Origin of the sequence: Halioxenophilus aromaticivorans (assembly GCF_042850945.1) — a bacterium.
Classification (GTDB): domain Bacteria; phylum Pseudomonadota; class Gammaproteobacteria; order Pseudomonadales; family Cellvibrionaceae; genus Halioxenophilus; species Halioxenophilus aromaticivorans.
The window spans coordinates 1836004-1855848 of record NZ_AP031496.1 but is presented as its reverse complement, the minus strand read 5'-3'; the positions used below and the strand labels follow the sequence as shown (position 1 = coordinate 1855848).

Annotated in this window: 18 protein-coding genes; 9 read left to right on the top strand and 9 right to left on the bottom strand. The window is 52.1% G+C overall.

The genetic code is table 11. The annotated features are described in order from the left end of the window. Positions 1-145: 145 nt before the first annotated feature. The gene (locus tag ACGHM3_RS08010; protein ID WP_345417937.1) at positions 146-1663 is read right to left on the bottom strand and encodes a fumarate hydratase; all 1518 of its coding nucleotides are present in this window, start codon (positions 1661-1663) and stop codon (positions 146-148) included. Positions 1664-2016: 353 nt separating this feature from the next. Between ACGHM3_RS08010 and ACGHM3_RS08005 the strand changes: the two genes are divergently transcribed. Then, positions 2017-2277 (top strand): Lar family restriction alleviation protein, encoded by a 261-nt coding sequence (locus ACGHM3_RS08005; RefSeq protein WP_345417934.1) that lies wholly within the window; start codon positions 2017-2019, stop codon positions 2275-2277. Positions 2278-2326: 49 nt separating this feature from the next. On the opposite strand, the gene ACGHM3_RS08000 is transcribed toward ACGHM3_RS08005, so the two are convergent. The 4 genes from ACGHM3_RS08000 to ACGHM3_RS07985 form a co-directional block, all read right to left on the bottom strand. After that, positions 2327-3073, bottom strand: a complete 747-nt coding sequence (locus ACGHM3_RS08000; protein ID WP_345417931.1) for a hypothetical protein — start codon at positions 3071-3073, stop codon at positions 2327-2329. Positions 3074-3289: 216 nt separating this feature from the next. Further along, a complete protein-coding gene (gene groL / locus ACGHM3_RS07995; protein ID WP_345417928.1) occupies positions 3290-4933 on the bottom strand; it encodes a chaperonin GroEL in 1644 nt (547 codons plus the stop codon). A 56-nt stretch (positions 4934-4989) separates the two neighbouring features. Next, entirely contained in the window at positions 4990-5280 is a 291-nt protein-coding gene (locus ACGHM3_RS07990; protein WP_345417925.1) for a co-chaperone GroES, read from the bottom strand. A 173-nt stretch (positions 5281-5453) separates the two neighbouring features. Then, positions 5454-5930 (bottom strand): FxsA family protein, encoded by a 477-nt coding sequence (locus ACGHM3_RS07985; protein ID WP_345417922.1) that lies wholly within the window; start codon positions 5928-5930, stop codon positions 5454-5456. Between the two features lie 252 nt (positions 5931-6182). On the opposite strand from ACGHM3_RS07985, the gene ACGHM3_RS07980 reads away from it, so the two are divergent. The 8 genes from ACGHM3_RS07980 (at position 6183) to ACGHM3_RS07945 (ending at position 14910) form a co-directional block, all read left to right on the top strand. Beyond that, positions 6183-6890 carry a DUF481 domain-containing protein gene (locus ACGHM3_RS07980; RefSeq protein ID WP_345417918.1) on the top strand — a complete coding sequence of 236 codons (708 nt, stop codon included), beginning with the start codon at positions 6183-6185 and terminating at the stop codon, positions 6888-6890. A gap of 5 nt (positions 6891-6895) precedes the next feature. After that, positions 6896-7207 carry an MGMT family protein gene (locus ACGHM3_RS07975; protein WP_345417915.1) on the top strand — a complete coding sequence of 104 codons (312 nt, stop codon included), beginning with the start codon at positions 6896-6898 and terminating at the stop codon, positions 7205-7207. A gap of 45 nt (positions 7208-7252) precedes the next feature. Then, positions 7253-8581, top strand: coding sequence for an AmpG family muropeptide MFS transporter (locus ACGHM3_RS07970; RefSeq protein ID WP_345417912.1), 1329 nt, complete (start codon positions 7253-7255; stop codon positions 8579-8581). A gap of 67 nt (positions 8582-8648) precedes the next feature. Next, complete coding sequence (locus ACGHM3_RS07965) at positions 8649-9530, top strand: ABC transporter ATP-binding protein (RefSeq protein ID WP_345417908.1); 882 nt, start codon at positions 8649-8651, stop codon at positions 9528-9530. A gap of 24 nt (positions 9531-9554) precedes the next feature. Continuing rightward, a complete protein-coding gene (locus ACGHM3_RS07960; RefSeq protein WP_345417905.1) occupies positions 9555-10559 on the top strand; it encodes an ABC transporter permease in 1005 nt (334 codons plus the stop codon). Positions 10560-10798: 239 nt separating this feature from the next. Beyond that, positions 10799-12466, top strand: coding sequence for an ABC transporter transmembrane domain-containing protein (locus ACGHM3_RS07955; protein WP_345417902.1), 1668 nt, complete (start codon positions 10799-10801; stop codon positions 12464-12466). Positions 12467-12481: 15 nt separating this feature from the next. Then, entirely contained in the window at positions 12482-13513 is a 1032-nt protein-coding gene (locus ACGHM3_RS07950) for an HlyD family efflux transporter periplasmic adaptor subunit (protein ID WP_345417899.1), read from the top strand. After that, on the top strand, positions 13510-14910 hold the full coding sequence (locus tag ACGHM3_RS07945; RefSeq protein ID WP_345417896.1) for a TolC family protein: 1401 nt from the start codon (positions 13510-13512) through the stop codon (positions 14908-14910). Before ACGHM3_RS07950 ends, ACGHM3_RS07945 begins: the two co-directional genes overlap by 4 nt. Positions 14911-14961: 51 nt before the next feature. Here the strand turns inward: ACGHM3_RS07945 and ACGHM3_RS07940 are convergent, their stop codons facing one another. The 4 genes from ACGHM3_RS07940 to ACGHM3_RS07925 all read right to left on the bottom strand — a co-directional run bounded on the left by ACGHM3_RS07940 (position 14962) and on the right by ACGHM3_RS07925 (position 19473). Then, positions 14962-15444, bottom strand: coding sequence for a YajQ family cyclic di-GMP-binding protein (locus tag ACGHM3_RS07940; protein ID WP_345417892.1), 483 nt, complete (start codon positions 15442-15444; stop codon positions 14962-14964). Positions 15445-15455: 11 nt separating this feature from the next. Continuing rightward, the gene (gene ampE / locus ACGHM3_RS07935; protein ID WP_345417889.1) at positions 15456-16307 is read right to left on the bottom strand and encodes a regulatory signaling modulator protein AmpE; all 852 of its coding nucleotides are present in this window, start codon (positions 16305-16307) and stop codon (positions 15456-15458) included. Positions 16308-16383: 76 nt separating this feature from the next. Further along, the gene (gene ampD, locus ACGHM3_RS07930; RefSeq protein WP_345417885.1) at positions 16384-16944 is read right to left on the bottom strand and encodes a 1,6-anhydro-N-acetylmuramyl-L-alanine amidase AmpD; all 561 of its coding nucleotides are present in this window, start codon (positions 16942-16944) and stop codon (positions 16384-16386) included. Between the two features lie 105 nt (positions 16945-17049). Then, positions 17050-19473 (bottom strand): DUF1631 domain-containing protein, encoded by a 2424-nt coding sequence (locus tag ACGHM3_RS07925; RefSeq protein WP_345417883.1) that lies wholly within the window; start codon positions 19471-19473, stop codon positions 17050-17052. Positions 19474-19845: the final 372 nt, after the last annotated feature.

Here is a 19845-nt window from a genome sequence, read left to right as displayed (position 1 = left end):
AAAAGACCTCATCGCCCTTGTCCTTCGAGTGTACGGGATATTGTTACCAAAACGAAACTCAGGCGCGGTGAAAAAGGCGCGGTGAAAAAGGCGCGGTGAAAAAGGCGCGACAAAAAAGGCCGGTAAAAACCGGCCTTAATGTGCGCTATTTAACTTCAATAGCGCCTTCTTCGATTTTGGCTTGCCAAATTTTGGGGCCGGTTTGATGCACGGACTCGCCGCTGCTATCCACCGCTACGGTGACCGGCATGTCTTCGATTTCAAACTCGTAAATGGCCTCCATCCCCAAGTCCTCAAAGGCGACAACCTTGGACGCTTTGATGGCTTTGGAAACCAGGTAAGCAGAACCACCCACGGCCATTAAATACACCGCCTTGTTGTCTTTAATGGCTTCGATGGCAGTCGGACCACGCTCGGCTTTACCCACCATACCAGCCAAGCCGGTTTCTTCTAACATAGTGCGGGTAAATTTATCCATACGTGTGGCCGTGGTTGGGCCAGCAGGACCGACTACCTCACCCTCGATCGGATCAACCGGGCCGACGTAGTAAATAAAGCGATTGGTGAAGTCCACCGGTAAGGGCTCGCCTTTGGCGATCATGTCTACCATACGCTTGTGCGCGGCATCGCGGCCGGTGAGCAATTTACCGGACAATAAAATGGTTTCGCCGGGTTGCCACTCAAGCACGTCTTGTTTGGTGATTTCATCCAGGTTCACGCGGCGCGCATTGCCCACTTCCCAGGTAATTTCTGGCCAATCGTCCAGACTGGGCGGCGTTTGCAAAGATGGGCCAGTGCCATCCAAGGTGAATTTCACCAGGCGGGTTGCGGCACAGTTGGGAATAACCGCCACCGGCTTATTGGCGGCGTGGGTTGGGCAATCTTTTACTTTAACATCCAACACGGTGGTTAAACCGCCCAAGCCCTGGGCACCAATACCCAGCTTGTTCACTTTATCCATAATTTCTAAACGCAGCTCTTCCGCCCGGCTAGACGCGCCACGAGCCTGCAGATCTTGGATATCAATTGGATCCAGCAGAGCCTCTTTAGCCATGGCCATAGCTTTATCGGCGGTGCCACCAATGCCAATACCAAGGATACCCGGCGGGCACCAACCTGCACCCATGGTGGGCAGCATTTTCAGAATCCAATCCACCACCGAATCCGACGGGTTCAACATGGCAAATTTGGTTTTCGCTTCACTGCCGCCACCCTTGGCAACAACATGCACATCAACTTTATCACCGGGCACCAGTTTGTAGGTCACCATGGCTGGGGTGTTATCGCCGGTGTTTTTACGAGCCCCGTCGGGGTCGGCCAATACGGAGGCGCGCAGCTTGTTATCGGGGTGATTGTAGGCCAATCGCACGCCTTCGTTGATCATATCTTCGATACTACTGTCGGTATCCCACTGTACATTCATACCAATTTTCATGATGACGCTGACGATGCCGGTGTCCTGACAGATTGGCCGATGGCCTTCGGCACACATGCGCGAATTAATCAGTATTTGCGCCATGGCATCTTTAGCGGCGGGGTTAGCTTCGCGCTGGTAGGCTTGATGAACCGCCTGAATAAAATCTTTGGGATGGTAGTAAGAGATGAACTGGAGGGCATCAGCAATACTGTCAATCAGGTCCTGCTTGCGAATCACGGTGGTCATAACGCACTTCTCACTGTATCGGCTTTAATTTTTGAAGCCGCGATTTTACACCAAAGGGCGGCGAATTTCCTACTTCATGCGGCCTGCCTAAACCATCCCCAAGCACACCATATGTGGGATAAACCTTAAAAACCCAGCACTACATATAGTGATTTATTGCTCATATCTCTTGCATATATCGGCAGAAATACTAGACTTTAGTCATGGTTGGTAAGCTCATCGAAGAGCGAGCTGAGGCAAGAATCCCTTGCCGTAGATTGCTGCGCCAAAGATACCACGTTCTGGACGCAGCCAGTTTCAACAGGGAATGGCCATGCAATCAAACACGCCACTTTACCGACCAGGAGTCTTTTATGGCGTTGCAGATCGAACCTTGCCCCTTTTGTGGTAGCCAGCACCTACATATGGTGGTGCACAAGATGAATTATTCCATCGCCTGTCAAAGCTGTCGCTGCCGCGGCCCGCAAAAACCTAATCAAGAACAAGCTGTGATGCACTGGAATGAAACCAGCCGTCTGCATTCAGCCTGCCTCAAGCAAATGCCAACAACCACGGCCACGCCGGGCCACCCCATGGGCCAGCCGAGCATAAAACTGAAACCAGATTACCGCTAAAGCCTGCAGCTCTCGGCTCACCGAGTAGCTGCATTGCGATTAGTCTTATTTAAGGCCCTGGGCTGAGCTTTTGCTGCAGCTCAACCAGCTGACGGTTAATATTAAGACGATAAGCATCAATGGCTTCGATGGCCTCTTCGTTGCTTCTAACCCGGCCCGAAAGCTGATCCACGGCGGCCAGTTTTTGCGCCACGCCATCCAGTTCCGCTAACTGCGTGCGCAGATTGGCTACCTGTCGCTCCAATGAACCTGAAGACGCCTCCAACTCTTTGACGCTACCGGCTAGGCCCGCGTATTGATCGGACAATGCTTTCTGCACGCTGGCAACCGACTTTTCCAACTCGGCCTGAGCAGCTTTTAGGCCGTCGTCATTCTGGGCAATGGCTTTACGATTGACGTTACGGGTATCCCAAAGTTTGCGAATTTCAGACTCGTTGGTACCGATGTCTTTCACCGCTTGCTTTAAATTGGCTTGCAGTACAGTCACCGACTGACTGGATTCATCGTCTGAAAGTGTGAGCCGCTTTTCCAGCGCGGCGATGCGGTCGTCGGCTCCGGTCAACTCTTGGGTCAGCGCTTGGATTTTCCACACGGCAAATCCACCGGCGCCGACTCCGACCAAGGCAATCAAAAACGCAAAGATGGCCATGCCCTGGCCACCCTTGGCTGGCGTTGGCGGTGGCGGTGGCGTTTTTTGCGTGCGTCGGCCGTTACTGTTGCGGTTGGGGGTATCGTCATCCAGGGGTGCGGAAAAATCTGAGGAGGAGATGGTCGGTTCTCTACGAGATTGCACCATAAGTCTTAGAATCCTTGCGTTGTCGTTGCGGCTAGCCCAAAGCTCAACAGCCCAGTGGCGTAAGGCTTTGACCGTGTTTTACCCAGTTTGCTCAACTCTATGCGCCACGGCCCAGTGGGTGTGTGCAGTGTACATAGCAAGCACAAGAAAAACTACAACCCCAAAAACGCAAAAAGGCCCGCCAAGCGAGCCTTTTTGTACGTGCCGGGGCAGACTTTACATCATACCGCCCATGCCACCCATGCCACCCATGTCTGGCATTGCAGGTGCGCCAGAGTCTTTAGCAGGTGCATCCGCAACCATAGCTTCGGTGGTAATCATCAGACCAGCGATAGAGCCGGCTGCTTGTAGCGCAGTACGGGTTACTTTAGCTGGGTCTAGAATACCCATTTCCAGCATGTCGCCGTAGGTACTGTTACCAGCGTTAAAGCCGAAGTTACCTTCGCCACCGCGTACTTCAGAAGCAACAACAGAAGCCTCTTCACCCGCGTTAGTCACGATTTGACGCAAAGGTGCTTCCATAGCACGACGGGCAATGGTGATACCAGCAGTTTGGTCTTCGTTGTCGCCAGTTAGATGCTCAATAGCAGCAACCGCACGAATCAAAGCAGTACCACCGCCAGGCACGACGCCTTCTTCTACTGCAGCTCGAGTAGCGTGCAAAGCATCTTCGACGCGAGCTTTCTTCTCTTTCATTTCAACTTCGGTAGCAGCACCAACCTTGATTACCGCGACGCCGCCGGCCAGTTTAGCCACACGCTCTTGCAGTTTTTCACGGTCGTAGTCAGAGGTAGACTCTTCGATTTGAACACGGATTTGAGCAACGCGGGCTTTGATTTCTTCAACGTCGCCAGCGCCGTCAACGAGAACGGTGTTTTCTTTAGTCATGGTAACGCGTTTAGCGGTACCCAGGTGCTCTAAGGTAGCGCCTTCCAGATCCAGGCCAACTTCTTCAGAGATCACAGTACCACCAGTCAAAGTGGCGATGTCTTGCAACATAGCCTTACGACGGTCACCGAAACCAGGGGCCTTACATGCGGCAACTTTAACAATGCCACGCATGTTGTTCACAACCAATGTCGCCAGGGCTTCGCCCTCTACGTCTTCAGCAATGATAACCAAAGGCTTACCGGCTTTAGCTACGGCTTCCAACACTGGAAGCAATTCGCGGATGTTGGAAATCTTTTTATCTACCAACAACAGGAATGGGCTCTCAGACTCTACCGACATGTTGTCTTGGTTGGTCACGAAGTAAGGAGACAGGTAACCGCGGTCGAACTGCATACCTTCTACTACGTCCAACTCGTTTTCCAGGCCAGAACCTTCCTCAACGGTGATTACACCTTCTTTACCCACTTTTTCCATGGCTTCAGCGATGATGCTACCGATGTTCTCGTCGCTGTTGGCAGAAATAGTACCTACCTGGGCGATGGACTTGCTGTCAGCACAAGGCTGGGCAACAGAACGAACGTGCTCAACAGCCGCGGCAACAGCTTTATCGATGCCACGCTTAAGATCCATTGGGTTCATGCCTGCGGCAACTGCCTTCAGACCTTCGTTAACAATAGATTGCGCCAAAACAGTCGCGGTAGTAGTACCGTCACCGGCGTCATCTGAGGCTTTAGAAGCCACTTCTTTAACCATCTGCGCGCCCATGTTTTCGAACTTGTCTTCCAGCTCGATCTCTTTGGCTACAGATACACCATCTTTAGTCACGGTAGGAGCACCGAAAGACTTGTCTAATACAACGTTGCGGCCTTTAGGGCCTAAGGTAGTTTTAACTGCGTCAGCCAGGATGTTTACACCTGCGAGCATTCTTTTGCGGGCGTCATCACCAAATCTTACGTCTTTAGCGGCCATTGTTCTTTCCTTTATTCAAATTCAGTTACTTGCGTTTAACGAGGCGTCGGCAGTGCTTAAACCAACACTGCTTTGATGTCTGTTTCGCTCAAAATCAACAGCTCTTCGCCGTCAACTTCGATGGTGTCGCTACCGGCATACTTACCGAATACCACAACGTCACCCACTTTTACGTCTACTGGGCGAACGTCACCGTTTTCTAAAATTCGACCGTTGCCAACTGCCAGAACTTCACCTTGGTTAGGCTTATCAGTAGCGGAACCAGGTAACACGATGCCGGATGCAGTTGTCTTTTCCTCTTCCTTACGGCGAACCACAACACGATCGTGCAAAGGACGAATGTTCATCTTTATTTTCTCCTAATATAGTAAAACAACCCGATGGTGCGGATTTCACAGTGTTTTTTTAAGCAACGCTCAAGCGGGCTTAGCCCACTTGAGAGGTAGCAGGTGCAGCACACCGGCTAACCATTAGTTGGGTGTTTCAGGAAATGGGGTTGGCAGAATGGATTTCAACACCCCTACGGTAAAAAATTTTGATTTTTTTTGCCGTCTGGACCGTTGTTGATGTCGGTGCGCTCGAATTCGCCTTCGAAGGTACGGCTTTGCGCGCCGGACTGGCTATAGAAATGAAACTGACTGCGCCCGTTTTGAATGATTGGCGCTAGAAAACGACGCCCTAGCACGCCTCGCAGACCGGGGATCAGCAGGGCGAAGCCAATGGCATCGCTGAAAAACCCAGGCACAAACAACAAGATACCGCCGAAGAATATAGCCACGCCCTCGACCATTTCTCTGGCCGGTGACTCCCCGTGCTGGGCCTTTTCCTGCGCCCGAGCCAGGGTTTTCAGTCCCTGGCGACGCACTAGCGCCAGTCCAATAGCCGCGGTGACCAGGGTGGCGCCCAAAGTAGCCAATACACCGATCTGTTTAGCGATGGCCACAATGACCCAAAACTCAACAAACATGCCAAAAAAGACAATCAATAAAATAGGCATTCAAAACTCGTCTAAAATTAATATTCAATGAGGGTTAGTTACAAAATGCGGCCAAAGTTGGGTGATTCAAGCCACTCACGTCAGCGCCACGGCCACAAACCCTGCCTTTGTGCGCATCTACCTTGGTGGCTTTGACAACTATGGCATGGATTATTTCAGTAATGCTTGGGGATTAGGCGCCACACACTTTACACTAGCGCCGCTTTAGAAGTGCGCACTTGTGCGCCACAAACTCAAACTGAAGGTTAGTTTATGAACAAGACGAAAATCGCGACGGCATTAGCCCTAGTTATTACCAGCAGCAGTTCCCTGGCGGCCGAATGGAAAGGCACTGGTGAAGCTGGATTAGTACTGGTGGAAGGCAACTCTGAGTCCAAGGTTGCCAATGGCGCGGTGAATTTTGACTACGTTGATGGTGCCCCCTGGGAGCACTCCGCAGGTATTTCTGGCACTAGTGCTGAGGCCGATGGTGTAAAGTCTGCCGAGTCCTATACCGCCAAGTGGCTGAGCAAGTATCTGTTGTCGGAACGCACCTTCGTATTCGGCGACCTGCGCTTTTTTGACGACAAATTTGATTCCTACGAAGCCATTTACACCGCGTCTGTCGGTGCCGGTTATAAAGTGATTGTGCAAGAAAACATCACCTGGGATATTTCCGCCGGTTTCGGCTATCGTAAAACCAAGGAAGAAGAGACGGGTGACAATCAAAGCGGTATTAACTATCTGTTGACCTCAGCCTACGCCCACAAGCTTACCGATACCACCTCCATCGAAAATGACACCCGAATAGAGATTTCCTCAGATAACACCTTCACCAACAATATTTTCGGCCTGCGTGTCGCTATTAATACGGATCTTGCGTTGAAAGTGGCCTACGAATGGCGCAATAACAGCGACACCGCCCCGGGCATCGAAGACACCGACACCATCACCTCTGTAAACCTGGTTTACAGCTTCTAGGCGCCATGGGACCGGAATCCGCCCTTTACTTGGCCATTAGCCAAGTGCCCAGTGGGCGGGTTTGCACCTACGGTGCCATTGCTCGTTTAGCCGGATTGCCTAATCGAGCTCGCTGGGTGGGCCGTATACTCAGCCGGCTGCCGCAAGACAGCACCCTACCCTGGCACCGCATCATCAACAGCCAGGGTAGGATTTCTCTGCCCGGGGAGCGCGGCTCATTCCAGCGTCAACGGCTGGAACAAGAAGGCATTACTTTTCGCAACGATCGTGTAAATCTGCGACAATTCGGCTGGAACCTTCACCCACCCAGCAATTAGCTTTACCGGCCTCGCAAAGCACTGCGCGTTGACAACAGACTTACCATGCCCAAATCCTGGCTTTCTACCCTAAATACCTACCGCGACATCCGCTTGTTTTGGATTTTTTTAATGGGCATCGCCAGCGGTTTCCCATGGGTACTGATTGCCAGCGGGCTCAGCGGCTGGCTTAAAGATGAGGGCGTAAGCCGGGCAGAAATCGGCTTGCTGGGCAGTGTTAGCATGGTCTATGCCTTAAATTTTTTGTGGGCGCCGTTCATCGATCGGGTTCACCTACCCTTGTTGCACCGGCTACTCGGCCAACGCCGCAGCTGGATACTCTTAATGCAAGCCCTAATGTTGATCTGGGTGTTTTTGCTCACCACCGTTACTCCCAATCAGCAACTGTTTACCTTCGGTTTGCTGGCCCTGTTAATCGCTATTTGCTCAGCCACCCAAGACATCGCTGTCGATGCCTTTCGTATCGACCAATTTTCCGTAGACGAAAACGACAAAATGCCCGCCGCCGCGGCCATGTCAGTGATCGGCTGGTGGACCGGTTATTCCTGGCCCGGCTACATCGCCTTTGCCAGTGCCGACAGCATCGGCTGGAATCAAGTGTATGCAGTGATGATGGCCGTATTAGGGGTGCTGATGGCAGCCACCTTGCTGGTGCGAGAACCCAAAACTGAACGCGAGGCACTGCAATCCCAAGCCGAGCAAAACGTGCAAGACAAACTGCACCTGTCCAAGGCCGGCAACTGGCTCACGGTGACCCTGATAGAGCCTTTTATGGAGTTCTTTCGGCGTAACGGCGTAAAAGTCGCGCTGGCCATAATGGTGTTTATCTTCACCTTTAAGATCGGCGAAGCTTTCCTAGGCCGTATGTCCGTCGTGTTTTATCGCGAGCTAGGCTTTAGCAACGAGCAGATCGGTCAATACACCAAGCTATTTGGCTGGTTTTTAACCGTGCTATTTACTCTGATGGGCAGCGCTTTTAATACTCGATTTGGCGTGCTTAAGGGGCTAATGATTGGCGGCATCGCCATGGCCGGCAGCAACCTAATGTTCGCCTTAATGGCGCAATCCGGCCCACTTGAATGGCTACTGTTACTAACCTTGCTGGTGGATAATTTTACCGCGGCTTTCTCATCTGTGGCATTAGTGGCATTTATATCGGCCATCACTGGCCGGGCCTTCACGGCCACCCAGTACGCTTTGCTGGCCTCACTGGGCAACCTGGGGCGTTCCAGTATGTCTGGAGCAAGTGGCTACATGGTAGATTGGCTAGGCAGCTGGGAGGCCTTTTTCGTTGTCACCACGCTAATGGTAATCCCTTCTTTAATACTGCTGTGGAGCCTGCGGCATAAATTCAGAGATCTCACTAACGGCTAAAAACCCTTTGCGGTAAACTGCCCGGGTTAAAATCACCGACTCACACCAACAGAGCAAGCTGTACGCCATGCCCGCCATATTGGAAGTGCGCGATTTGCGCAAAAGCTACAAAAATGTTGAAGCCGTAAAAGGAATTTCCTTTACCATAGAACAGGGTACGTGTTTTGGCTTACTCGGACCCAACGGCGCCGGCAAAACCACAACCATCGAAATGATTGAAGGCATCACCCCGCCCACCAGTGGTGAAATCCGCTACCGCGGCGTGGCCAATAACCCAGAATTTAAAACCCAAAGCGGCATTCAATTCCAAGCCACGGCGTTGATGGACTTCTTAACGGTGCGCGAAGTCATAGCGTTGTTTTCCGGTTTCTATCAAGAGACATTATCGCTGGAGAAGCTCACCCAGTTGTGTGCTCTGTCTGAGTTTCTAGAACGCCCGGCGGCGAAGCTCTCCGGCGGCCAACGGCAGCGTGTACTGTTAGCCTTGGCGCTTCTCAACGACCCGCAAATCGTGTTTTTGGATGAACCCACCACCGGCTTGGACCCACAATCCCGGCGTAATTTTTGGCAGCTAATAGAATCCATTAAGGCCCAGGGCAAAACCATTGTGCTGACCACACACTATATGGACGAAGCCGAATACCTGTGCGATCAGCTACTGATTGTCGACAGTGGAAAAATCATCACCCAGGGCACCCCCAAAGGCTTACTGCGGGAGCATTTCGGCTTTACCTACATCGACCTGCCCGAAGGTGCCATGGCCGCCGACCTGTTGGCTAATTTTGAACATTCGGTAACCGCAACCGGGGTCGAAATCATTAGCCACAACGTCGACCAAACCCTGCAAACCTTAATTGAACTGCAGGTGGATTTGACATCACTGCAAATTCGCAATCCAACCCTGGACGATTTATTTTTAAAAATCACCGGCCAAAACCTGCGCGACTGATAACTGCCTCGAACATTGATTACTATGAATTTTAAACGTCTATTAAGCTTATTTATTGCGCGTAACAAAGAGTATTACCGAGATCGCTCGTCGCTGGTCTGGTCGTTTGTGATGCCGCCAATTATTATCGGCGTGGTCGCCCTCGCCTTCTCCCGTGGCGAAGATGCGTTATTTAAAGTGGGCACGCTTAACGCCGACCCCAGCGTGGTTGAGCAATTGGTGGGCGAACAGCCCAGCGTGCAAATTGTAGATTACAGCGATCGCGAGCAAGCCATTACCAAGGTGCAATTCCACCAACTTGACCTCTTGCTGGGCGCAAATCAATACTGGAAAAACAGCGATTCCATGAAAGGCGATGTGGTAGAACAACTGCTGGGGCTCGCGAGCAACCCACAGTGGCAGGCGCAATCCATCAGTGGCCGCGAGGTGCGCTACGTAGACTGGGTAATTCCCGGCATTATTTCCATGAACATGATGTTCTCCAGTTTATTCGGTGTCGGCTATGTCATCGTCCGCTACCGAAAAAACGGCGTGTTAAAGCGTATTCAGGCCTCGCCGGTAAAACCCATCGAGTTCCTCAGTGCCCAGGTTTTGTCTCGCTTTATGATCAATATGTGCGTCTGTGCCATCGTCTTTGTGGTAGCTAACTTGGTGTTGGATTTTGTCATGCTGGGCAGCTACTTCTTGTTGGTATTGTCGGCGGCGCTAGGCATCCTGGCGCTTTTATCCATGGGGTTGATCGTAGCCGCGCGGCTGTCCAGTGAAGAGCTGGCCAACGGCCTGATGAATCTGTTTGTGTTCCCTATGATGTTGTTGTCAGAGGTGTGGTTTTCATTGGACGGCGCCCCACAATGGATGGTCACCGCCAGCCAATTTTTACCGCTCACTCATATGGTGCAAGCGGCCCGCTCGGTGATGCTGGACGGCGCCGGCCCGGCCGAGATTAGCCACCACCTGCTTATTTTAACGGCCATGAGCGCGGTATTCTTGGGGCTTTCTGCCTGGCTTTTCCGCTGGCGGGAAAGTTAGGGCCGGCTATCCTTCGGCGGCGCCTTTGCTCGCACAAAGTTACCCACAGCCGCCGCCGGAAGGCCTGTTAATCGTTTCTCCAATGGCTCAAACCGCTGCCACTGAGCAAAGCATTGTGTTCACCAAGCGAATTGGTTACTGTTGCCTTCGGTGAGGCTTGTATGGGTTAGCTCTACCCACCTACACCAAACAAACCTTCTATTTTTTTCCCGTAAAATGACTAACCCTCCGACGTAAATATGGCCGACAAAGACATCGACCTCAAGCAGCTGCGCAGCACGCTTTTTTCCCTTCTTAAGCCTGAGCGATCTTTTTTTGGTGTTGTTGTCGCCTATAACATTGCCACCGGCCTAATGACCCTGGCCGTTCCCATCGCGGTACAAACCCTGATCAACACCGTGGTCAATATGGCTTCACCGCGCTCCGTGGTGATCCTCGCTATCGTGCTATTTTGCACACTGGCACTGTCGGCGTTTTTCGCCGCCTTGCGAACCGAGGTGATGGAATATTACGAGCGTAGAGTTTATGCGCGCTTAGTGGCGGAGCTCAGTTTGCGTACCATTTTAGCGCCACGCAGCTTTTTTGAAGGCAGACGCAACACCTCCACAGCCCACCGCTACTTCGACATAATAACACTACAAAAAAATGTGCCAGCATTAGTGGTAGATGGCAACGCGCTGATTCTGCAAATGTTTGTGGGCTTCACTCTGGTTGCTTTCTATCATCCATTCTTGTTGGCGTTTAACCTGTTTGTACTACTTCTGGTTTGGGTTATTTGGCGCATCTGGTCGGGCCCAGCAAAGCGCTCCGCCGTACGCCTTTCCGAGGCCAAGTACTACACCGCCAATTGGTTGAGCAACCTGGCTGCGGCCCACGAATACACCAAGTCGGCCTCACAATTCGATTACGCCAGCCAAAAAACCGAAGCCTATGTGGCGCAATACACCGCTCTGCACGAAAAACATTTCTCGTTTACGTTTAAGCAGGTGGTTTTGTTTTACGCGTTGTACGCATTAGCAAGTTCGGCATTACTAGGGCTGGGTGGCTGGCTGGTCATCGCCGGCCAACTTTCCATTGGCCAATTGGTGGCCGCCGAGTTGATTATGTCCGCCGTGTTCTTGGGCCTATCTCGCTTCCCATACTATTTAAAACTGTATTACGAGCTGTACGGCACCGCCGATAAATTGGGCAGCGTACTGAGTATTCCCCAAGAATCACTGGAGCAAACCAGCAAACCCGCTCCGGTTAACGGTGCTATCTATTTCAACAATGTGATTGTGGAAAACCGAGACGAAATGTGCACCTTGGATTTCTCCATCGACAGTAAAGAAAAGGTGTTTGTCACCACCCAGAATAACTGGACGCAAAGCAGTATGATTCGCTTACTCAAGCGTTACTTAGAGCCTAAACGCGGCTGGATTAAACTGGGAGGCTACGATCTCAACGACCTGGACAGCTATGAGCTGCGCCAAGCCGTGTTTGTCCTCGACCGCTCGCTGATCATTGAATGCTCCATCACCGAGTATTTAAAAATGTCGGCAAGCAATATCACCAAAGAGGCCATTAATAATGTGATTGAGCAGGTGGGGCTGTACGAGAGAATCTGCAGCCTACCCGACGGCTTTAATACACAATTATCAGCCGTTGGTGCGCCATTGGGGCCCATGGAATTTATTCAGCTAAAACTGGCATCGGCATTGCTGGGTTCTCCCAAAGTACTGATTATCAACCAGCATTTCGACACCATTCCCCAACAGCGGCGCCAGGCACTAATGGACATCATCGCCAATATGAATACCACGGTGCTGTATTTTACCAACGCCGCCGATACCGCAGTGTTTAGCCGAGTGATCGACATTATGGTGCAACCCAATGCCAACGCTCTGCCCACCAGACTGCGACACTAAACAGGCCTCATCGACATGACAATCGCGCGTAAAGATTTCATGCTGGCGATGAAAACCCTAAATCGCCTATCTGCACCCAAATACTACAAAGCCATCATCGGGTCAGTTATGGCCCTTATTGGCTTTGCTGCGGCCCTGCTGATATTCACCCCTTGGGTGCAAACAGCCTATGGCGTTGGCACGGTGGACACGCTCAACCCAGCCTTGCGTATTCAACCCATCTCCGCCCTGTTGGACGGCCAGATTGAACAGTGGCACGTCAGCGAAGGCGAACTGGTGAAAGCCGGCCAACCCATTGTTACCCTGGTGGATGTGGACGAAGAACGCATCGAAAAAATCCAATCCCAAGAGGCCGCCGCTCGCCAGCGCTTTGCCTCCAACGAGCTTGCGGTGGTTAACGGCGAACGCAACCTGGAACGGCAACAAGCTTTGCTAAAAGAAGGCTTGGTATCACCCAAAGACGTTGAGAGCGCAGAAATCAGCCTGGAAAAACTGAAAGCAGAACTGGCCAAAACCCAGGAAGATCTGGACACCATCCGAATGACCCTGGCCCGCCAGCAAACCCGCACCAAGTTGGCACCGGTCGACGGCACGGTGGTTCGCCTGCAGTCCGTTGGCACCTCCACCTACGTCACCGCCGGGGCTGTGCTGGCTTCCTTCGTACCGAAAACCGATGACCGTTACGTCAGTGTTTATGTCAACGGCTTGGATGCCGCGCTGGTGTCGCCGGGCCGAACAACGCGCATTCAATTTGAAGGTTGGCCCACATTTCAGTTCAGCGGCTGGCCTGGCGTCTCCGTGGGCACGTTTTCGGGCATCGTTGATTTTATTGAGCCGGTGGCGGACATCAACGGCCAGTTCCGAGTTTGGATCAAACCCGATTTAAGCGCCGAACCCTGGCCGGACCACGACAGCGCTCGCCTCGGCAGCCGGGTGCGCGCTTGGATACTGTTAGAGGAAGTTCGCCTGGGCTACGAATTGTGGCGACAATTGAATAATTTCCCGCCCATTAGAGAACAACAAGCTAATAGCAACAGAAAGCCATGAAGAAAAGCCTCCCGTTAGTTTTTGGCCTTTTGTTTACAGGCAACTGCGCAGCCCTACCTTTAATGGAATACCTAGGCTTGGTGGCCCAGGCCCACCCCGAATTGCAATCCCTGGAGGCCAGGAGTGAACAATACGCCGCCGACCGCCAGTACGCCGAAGGTGCCTACGATACCGAATTTGCCCATAAAACCGCCTCACGGGTAACGGGTTATTACGACGGTATTTACAGTACTCAGGAAATTGCGCAGCGGTTGAAGCCGTTTAACAGTGAAGTGTTTACTCAATACCGGGTCTCCGATGGCGAGTTTCCAGTATACGAGGAACAAAATCGCACCCTGTCAGAGGGTGAAGCCTCGGTTGGGCTGCGCATCTCACTGCTGCAAAACCGCACCATCGACGAAGACCGCTACAATATTTTGTTGGCGGAAAACGACAGACGAAAATGGCAGCAGCAGATAAAAATAGCGCAAAGTGAATTCTACTACACGGCGATATTAGCCTACGCCGAGTGGGCTAAGGCCTCCCAGTACTATCGCTTGTCCTTGCAAATGCTGGAGACCACCTTAAATCGGCGCAAAGGCATTAGCACTCGAGTAAACACCGGCGACTTGGCTCGTATCGTACTGACCGAGTTTGAAATCCAACTGATGCAGCGCGAAATCACCGCCCTGAATGCCGAGCAGACCCTGCGGGCAAGCTACGAGCAATTACGCTACTTTATTCCGCGCGACATCGCCACCAGTCCCGACCAATACAAAGCCTTAGTAGATTTAGAGTTTGCTTGGCCGAGCGCTTTGATAATGGCCACCAATGAACTGACTCCTAGCAGTAGCCACCCAGCCATTCAATCCAAGCTGGTTGAGGTAGAAAAAGCCGAACAGGAACTGCGCCTAGCCGAAAACAAATTGCTGCCGAAAATGGATTTGGAAGTGGCCGTGGCCAAGGATTTTGGCTCTGGTCCTGAGTCGTTGGAGGAAAAGGAAACCAAAGTGGCGCTGAAGCTTTCAGTACCCCTGCGGCGCACCCAAGCTAAAGCCAAGAAAACCAAAGCGGAATTTAAACTGCGGCAGGTTTATCGTGACCTTGAAGCACTGATTAGAGCCTTGAACGTTAGCCTAGCCCAAACTGAAATAAACCTAGAATACTCACAGAAGCTGACCCGAAAGCAGCGTCAGCAGGTGGCCTTGGCCCGCGAGCTTTTTGCCCAAGAGCAAAAACGATTTGCTCTGGGAGCCAGCGATTTCTTTTTATTGAACACCCGCGAAACCAACGCCTTTAAAGCCCAACAAGATCACCTAGACGCAATCTTTGCCGTCAACAAACAGCGGCTTGCCCTGCTTAAAATCCAGGCCGCCTTAGATCACGACTTTGTGCAGGCGCTAACCCAGGGGCAATAGAACCAGCAGCGGCCCGAGCCGCGCGCTGAACGTGGGACGCCAGTATAAGGTTTAATCTCTGAAGTTGTTGTACTGCAGGGGCATATCGATATCGGCGCCCTTTAACAGCGCAATAGCGGTTTGCAAGTCGTCGCGTTTTTTACCCGTTACTCGTACCTGATCGCCCTGTATCTGAGACTGTACTTTCAACTTGGCATCTTTAATCATTTTAACTACCTTGCGAGCCAGGTCTTGATCAAGCCCCGTGCGCACAGTAACTTGGGTTTTTACTTGCTTGCCGGATTGCTCCAACTTACCCTCTTCCAAGCAGCGAATGTCTACGCCATTTTTGTGCAATGTGGATTTTAAAATATCCAGCATTTGGTTGATTTGCAGCTCGGCGTCGGCGCGCAGAAAAACCTCGTACTCAGAGCGGGTAAATTCGGCGTCTACGCCTTTAAAATCAAATCGGTTACCGATTAAACGGTTGGCCTGATCCACGGTGTTGGTCAACACCTGTTTATCGACCTCGGATACCACGTCAAACGATGGCATAACAGCTCCTGTTAGAAAAATATGGCAAACAACGCGATAACACACACCCAAAGCACCATGGTGCGAGAATAAAGGTGCAGTATTTCGCGCAGTTCGCGTTCACCGAAGCGAGGATCTTGCACCTCTTGCTCCGCAACCGACAACGCCGACTCGACGAAAAACACCAAGGTCTGCTGTGTGCTGTTGGTGGTATCGGTTAGGAATTGCTTAAAACGAGCAAAGCAGCTGCTAAAGTTGCCGGTAATGGCCAAGCTTAGGCCAAACACTCGTAGGGCCGGCCACTCCAAAATCCACAACACACGGGATAACTGCTCTTCTTCGTCGGCGTCTTCGGTTTCATCCCGGCTAAGGGCAATCAGCCGGTAGGCTAAAATCGGCAAAACACCGCCCAGGCAAAACCAAAATAAAATCACAAATAACCGCTCAAACCCTTGGTAAGCCAGGGCAGCAACTAAACGATGGTTAAGCTCGGCCCAGTCATCGCCGTCGATATCGTAGGCGCTTACGCCGAGCTCCTGGGCCGTGACCGATGCTGCTGCCCAGTCTTTGCCGTGCCAGGCAGAAATGTATTGCCGGGCAGATACGGCCCAATCGCCTCGGCCAGTGGCATAAATAAAGATCACCACGGCAAACAAGGCGGCGAACCAACCGGAAATTGACGCCAATAACGAGTGCACAAAGTATACCGCTACTAAACTGGCAATAACCGCCGCCATCACCGTGCCGCAGGGCCGGCGTGCCAGGGCTTCGAACTCAGAGAAAAATTCGTGTATCGCAAAAAACCATCCGTCTTTTTGCACCGGCGCTCCGGAGCCCCAAATTCGAATCAACAGCAAGGCAAACAATACTGTAATCAATAACATGTTTGGTTAAATCCTGGTTGTGGTTTTGGTTGTGTTTTTACTTTTTCTTATTTATGCGATTAAGCCTGCGTACCGCTTAGGCAAGCAGGGATTTTTGTAGACGGGCCCAGTTAAAATATGGGCCAGGGTCTGACTTACGGCCGGGAGAGATATGCTCGTGACCAACAATAGTTTCTGGGTTGAGCTCCGGGTAGTACTCAAACAAGCCGCGGATAAGCCACTCCAGACGCCAGTATTGCACTTCGGAGTAGGGCTCTGTATCGCAGCCCTCCAATTCTACGCCAATGGAAAAGTCATTGCAGTCACAGCGACCCTGGTGCTCCGACTTACCGGCGTGCCAGGCGCGGTCATCAAAGCTCACAAACTGAGTGATTTGCCCCTTGCGATCAATCAACACATGGGCGGAAACCTCTACCCCATCGATTTCTTTAAAGTAAGGATGATCATCAACCGGCAAACAGTTGGTGAAAAACTGCTCGATATAACCACCCCCAAACTCATTAGGCGGTAAGCTGATATTGTGAACCACCAACAGAGAAATCGGCTCATCGGCCGGGCGCTGATTAAAATTGGGGGATGGGACTAAGGCAATGGGGATATGGTCTTCGGGTAGAAGCCAACCGTTGTCGTCGATCATGTAGGAACTTAATTTGACTGGGATTTGCGCTACATTACCACAGCCAAATTGGTTTGCTCTACCTCTGACCTAGCTTGTAAGAAAATGCAGACGGGCCGAAAGGAGCTAGCGATTTTGCTCTTCGCGGCTTTGACGCAGGTTGCTGATCACAGATTCTAGGGCGCGATCAAACAACATGCTGTTATCCAACATGCGAACGCGGCCACTGCGAATATTGAGCGCCAATTCCCGGCGCTCTTGCTCGGCCACTTTCATACCGTTGCGGTTTACGAAAATGTATTTGCCGGTGGGCTTAATAATGGCTGCCAAACGACAGCGCACCTGGCTTTCACCGTCGCGCAGTTCAAACCAACTGCCCTGGGACAGGTTGTCCACCTGCTCCAAAAACTGCGGCTCGGGCTCCGCAGACAACGACGACTCTATGATTTCAGCATCTTCCACCGGCTCCGTTAAATCCACAAACGCGGGCTTACGTTTGGCGGGGGCCTGCGCGGGCTGCTGGCGAGTTTCAACCACCGGCGCAACGTCATCCAATACCGGCACCTGGGAAGGCTCTTTTGGGTGCCCGGCCAGAGGTGCTTGCTCACGGCCCAGTGCGGGCTCCGACTGGGGCTTGGCCGGTGCAGTCGCTGGTTCAGTCTCAGGTGCAAAAGACGAGGCCATAGCAGGCCTGCTGGCCGAACTGCCCGCTTGCTTATTGCGCAACTGCTCGATGTGCTCCGCCTCCAGTGCTTTAAACAGCTTGCCGGTGTCGTAGGCGTTGTAACCAATGCTTTCTAAGCCCGCTCGCAAACGCTTGAGTAACTCTGGCAAGAGTTTGATCAGGCGCACTCGGTTGAGCGAGGTCACCTCCACGGTGAGACTCCACACCAGATTGCGCACGGTGCTGTGACTGGAATTCCACTGCGGGCTATCGACGCCATCTTTTAAAGCGATAAGGAACATAACGTTAGCCCAGGCCTCGTGCACCAAGGATTTCATCGGCGCACTGAGCTTATCGACGTCTTTCAATTTACTTAACACACTGGCCACATCGGCCCGGGCCGCCTCGGCCTTAGCCTTGCCCGCTTCCGCGTCCAGGGTTCGTTTTTCGAGTATCGCCGCCTGTTTCTTTTCTTTGTCAGTGAACGCCAAAAACTCCATCAGCATTTCATCGAACACGGCGGCATTGGCGTTGGCTTCGTTACAAATACGGGAAACCGTAAATTCGATTTTACCGAACAGGTTATCTCTACCGGGCTGGTTAGGCACCCAACCCAGCGCTGCGGTGGCCAACTCGTTCAATAAACGTTTGGCCGGATGGCCGCTGTGATCAAAGAAGGTTTTGTCGGCAATGGCGATTTTTAGCAGAGGAATCTGCAGGCGGCTGAGCAAGGCTTTCATTTCCGCGGCCAGATTCCGATCCTGCACGATAAATTCGAACAGCAGATTAATCAGGCTAATAACGTCGCGGTCCAACTGGCCAATCATGGCCTGATGGCGAGCCTGCACCATGTTTTGTAGCTGTTGTATATCGATACCGCTGGCCGCAAGCTCGTGGCTTTGAGATTGCTGCTCTTGCAGTTGCGTCAACAACTGCAGCAAAGTAGCCTCACTGATAACAACGCCACTGCCATTGACATTGCTTGTAGTGGATGTGGTGGGCCCTTGGCCGGGCTGTGCGGCGACGCCGACACTACCCGTGGCGACTAAATTGCGGAAGGTTTCTAACACTTCTCGGGTTTGTTGCTCAGGCGCTGCACCCCCATCGCCTGCCCGCCCACCAGCTTGGCCACTGCTGCCCGAAGGCCTGCCCGGAGACCTAGGTACAGGTCGACCACGGCGTTGGGTGCTGAGCGACGGCAATATATTGCGCGCAATCATTAATTCATTGGCCAGCTCGTAGAAACCTGCCAACTCGCGCACTAGGTGCCGGTCAAACAATTTCAGCAGCACCAGCTTAACCTTAATGTTGGTATCCAGGTGCTCGCAGGCGTGCATAAATGCGGTGCAGATTTGATGGGGGCCGATGGGGTTATTGCGTTGATACACCTTCACCGGCACCAAGCTGTCTAGGCGCAGGGTAAGGTGCTGGAGTGATTCCGGTGCGTGCTCTATGGCGGCATTGACCATGGCCTCAACCGCAACATTTTGTTCCAGTTGATCGTTGTTAACCAACGATAAATTATCGAGATCGACATCGTAATCCCAGTTTTCCTGGCTGCTGGCAGATAGGTCAACGAGGCCGTCAAAGGCTTGGTGTATGGCGCTAATAAAGCGAGTTTCGATCTCTCTGCGAGCCAGTCGAACCTGGCGCATGGACTCAAAATAGGTGTTTTGATCCTGGTTGTTGTCGGACTTATCCGCCAGCTCAAATAGGGTGTCGTCGGCGCTATCGAATAAGCCCAATAGCGACGATTGCAGCATATAAGTGGCTTTTTCTTTCAGCAAGTGCACAGCGGCAGGCAAACGCACCGAGCTCTGAGGCTGGCGCGCTTTTGTGGCAGACCTTAAGTCAATCACATTTTGACGCTGGGAACTGTCTGACATAGCAAATTACACCGTTGTATCGAACATCTCAGCTGAGCCGGCCCAACGCCTCTTTGAAGGAGGTAAGGGATTGGCAATTCGCCGTTACTTCATAAATACCACAACGCCACAGTTTTAGTGGCGGCTCGGGCCAGTTAGGAAGGCCCGATATCGGCCATGCATCGAGCACGGCTTGTTATTAGGTATAAGCCCCAAATCGCCATTGCGACAATCGCAAAACTTGGGTTCGCGATGGGCTTCACACAATATTCTAAAAAAAATTTATGCTTATAACCTTATTCCCAGAAGGCCCTATTCTATGGCGGTTGTATCGAATAACACCAGCCCGAATTGACAAAAACACGACGACTGAGGGTGTATTAGGCGGATTTA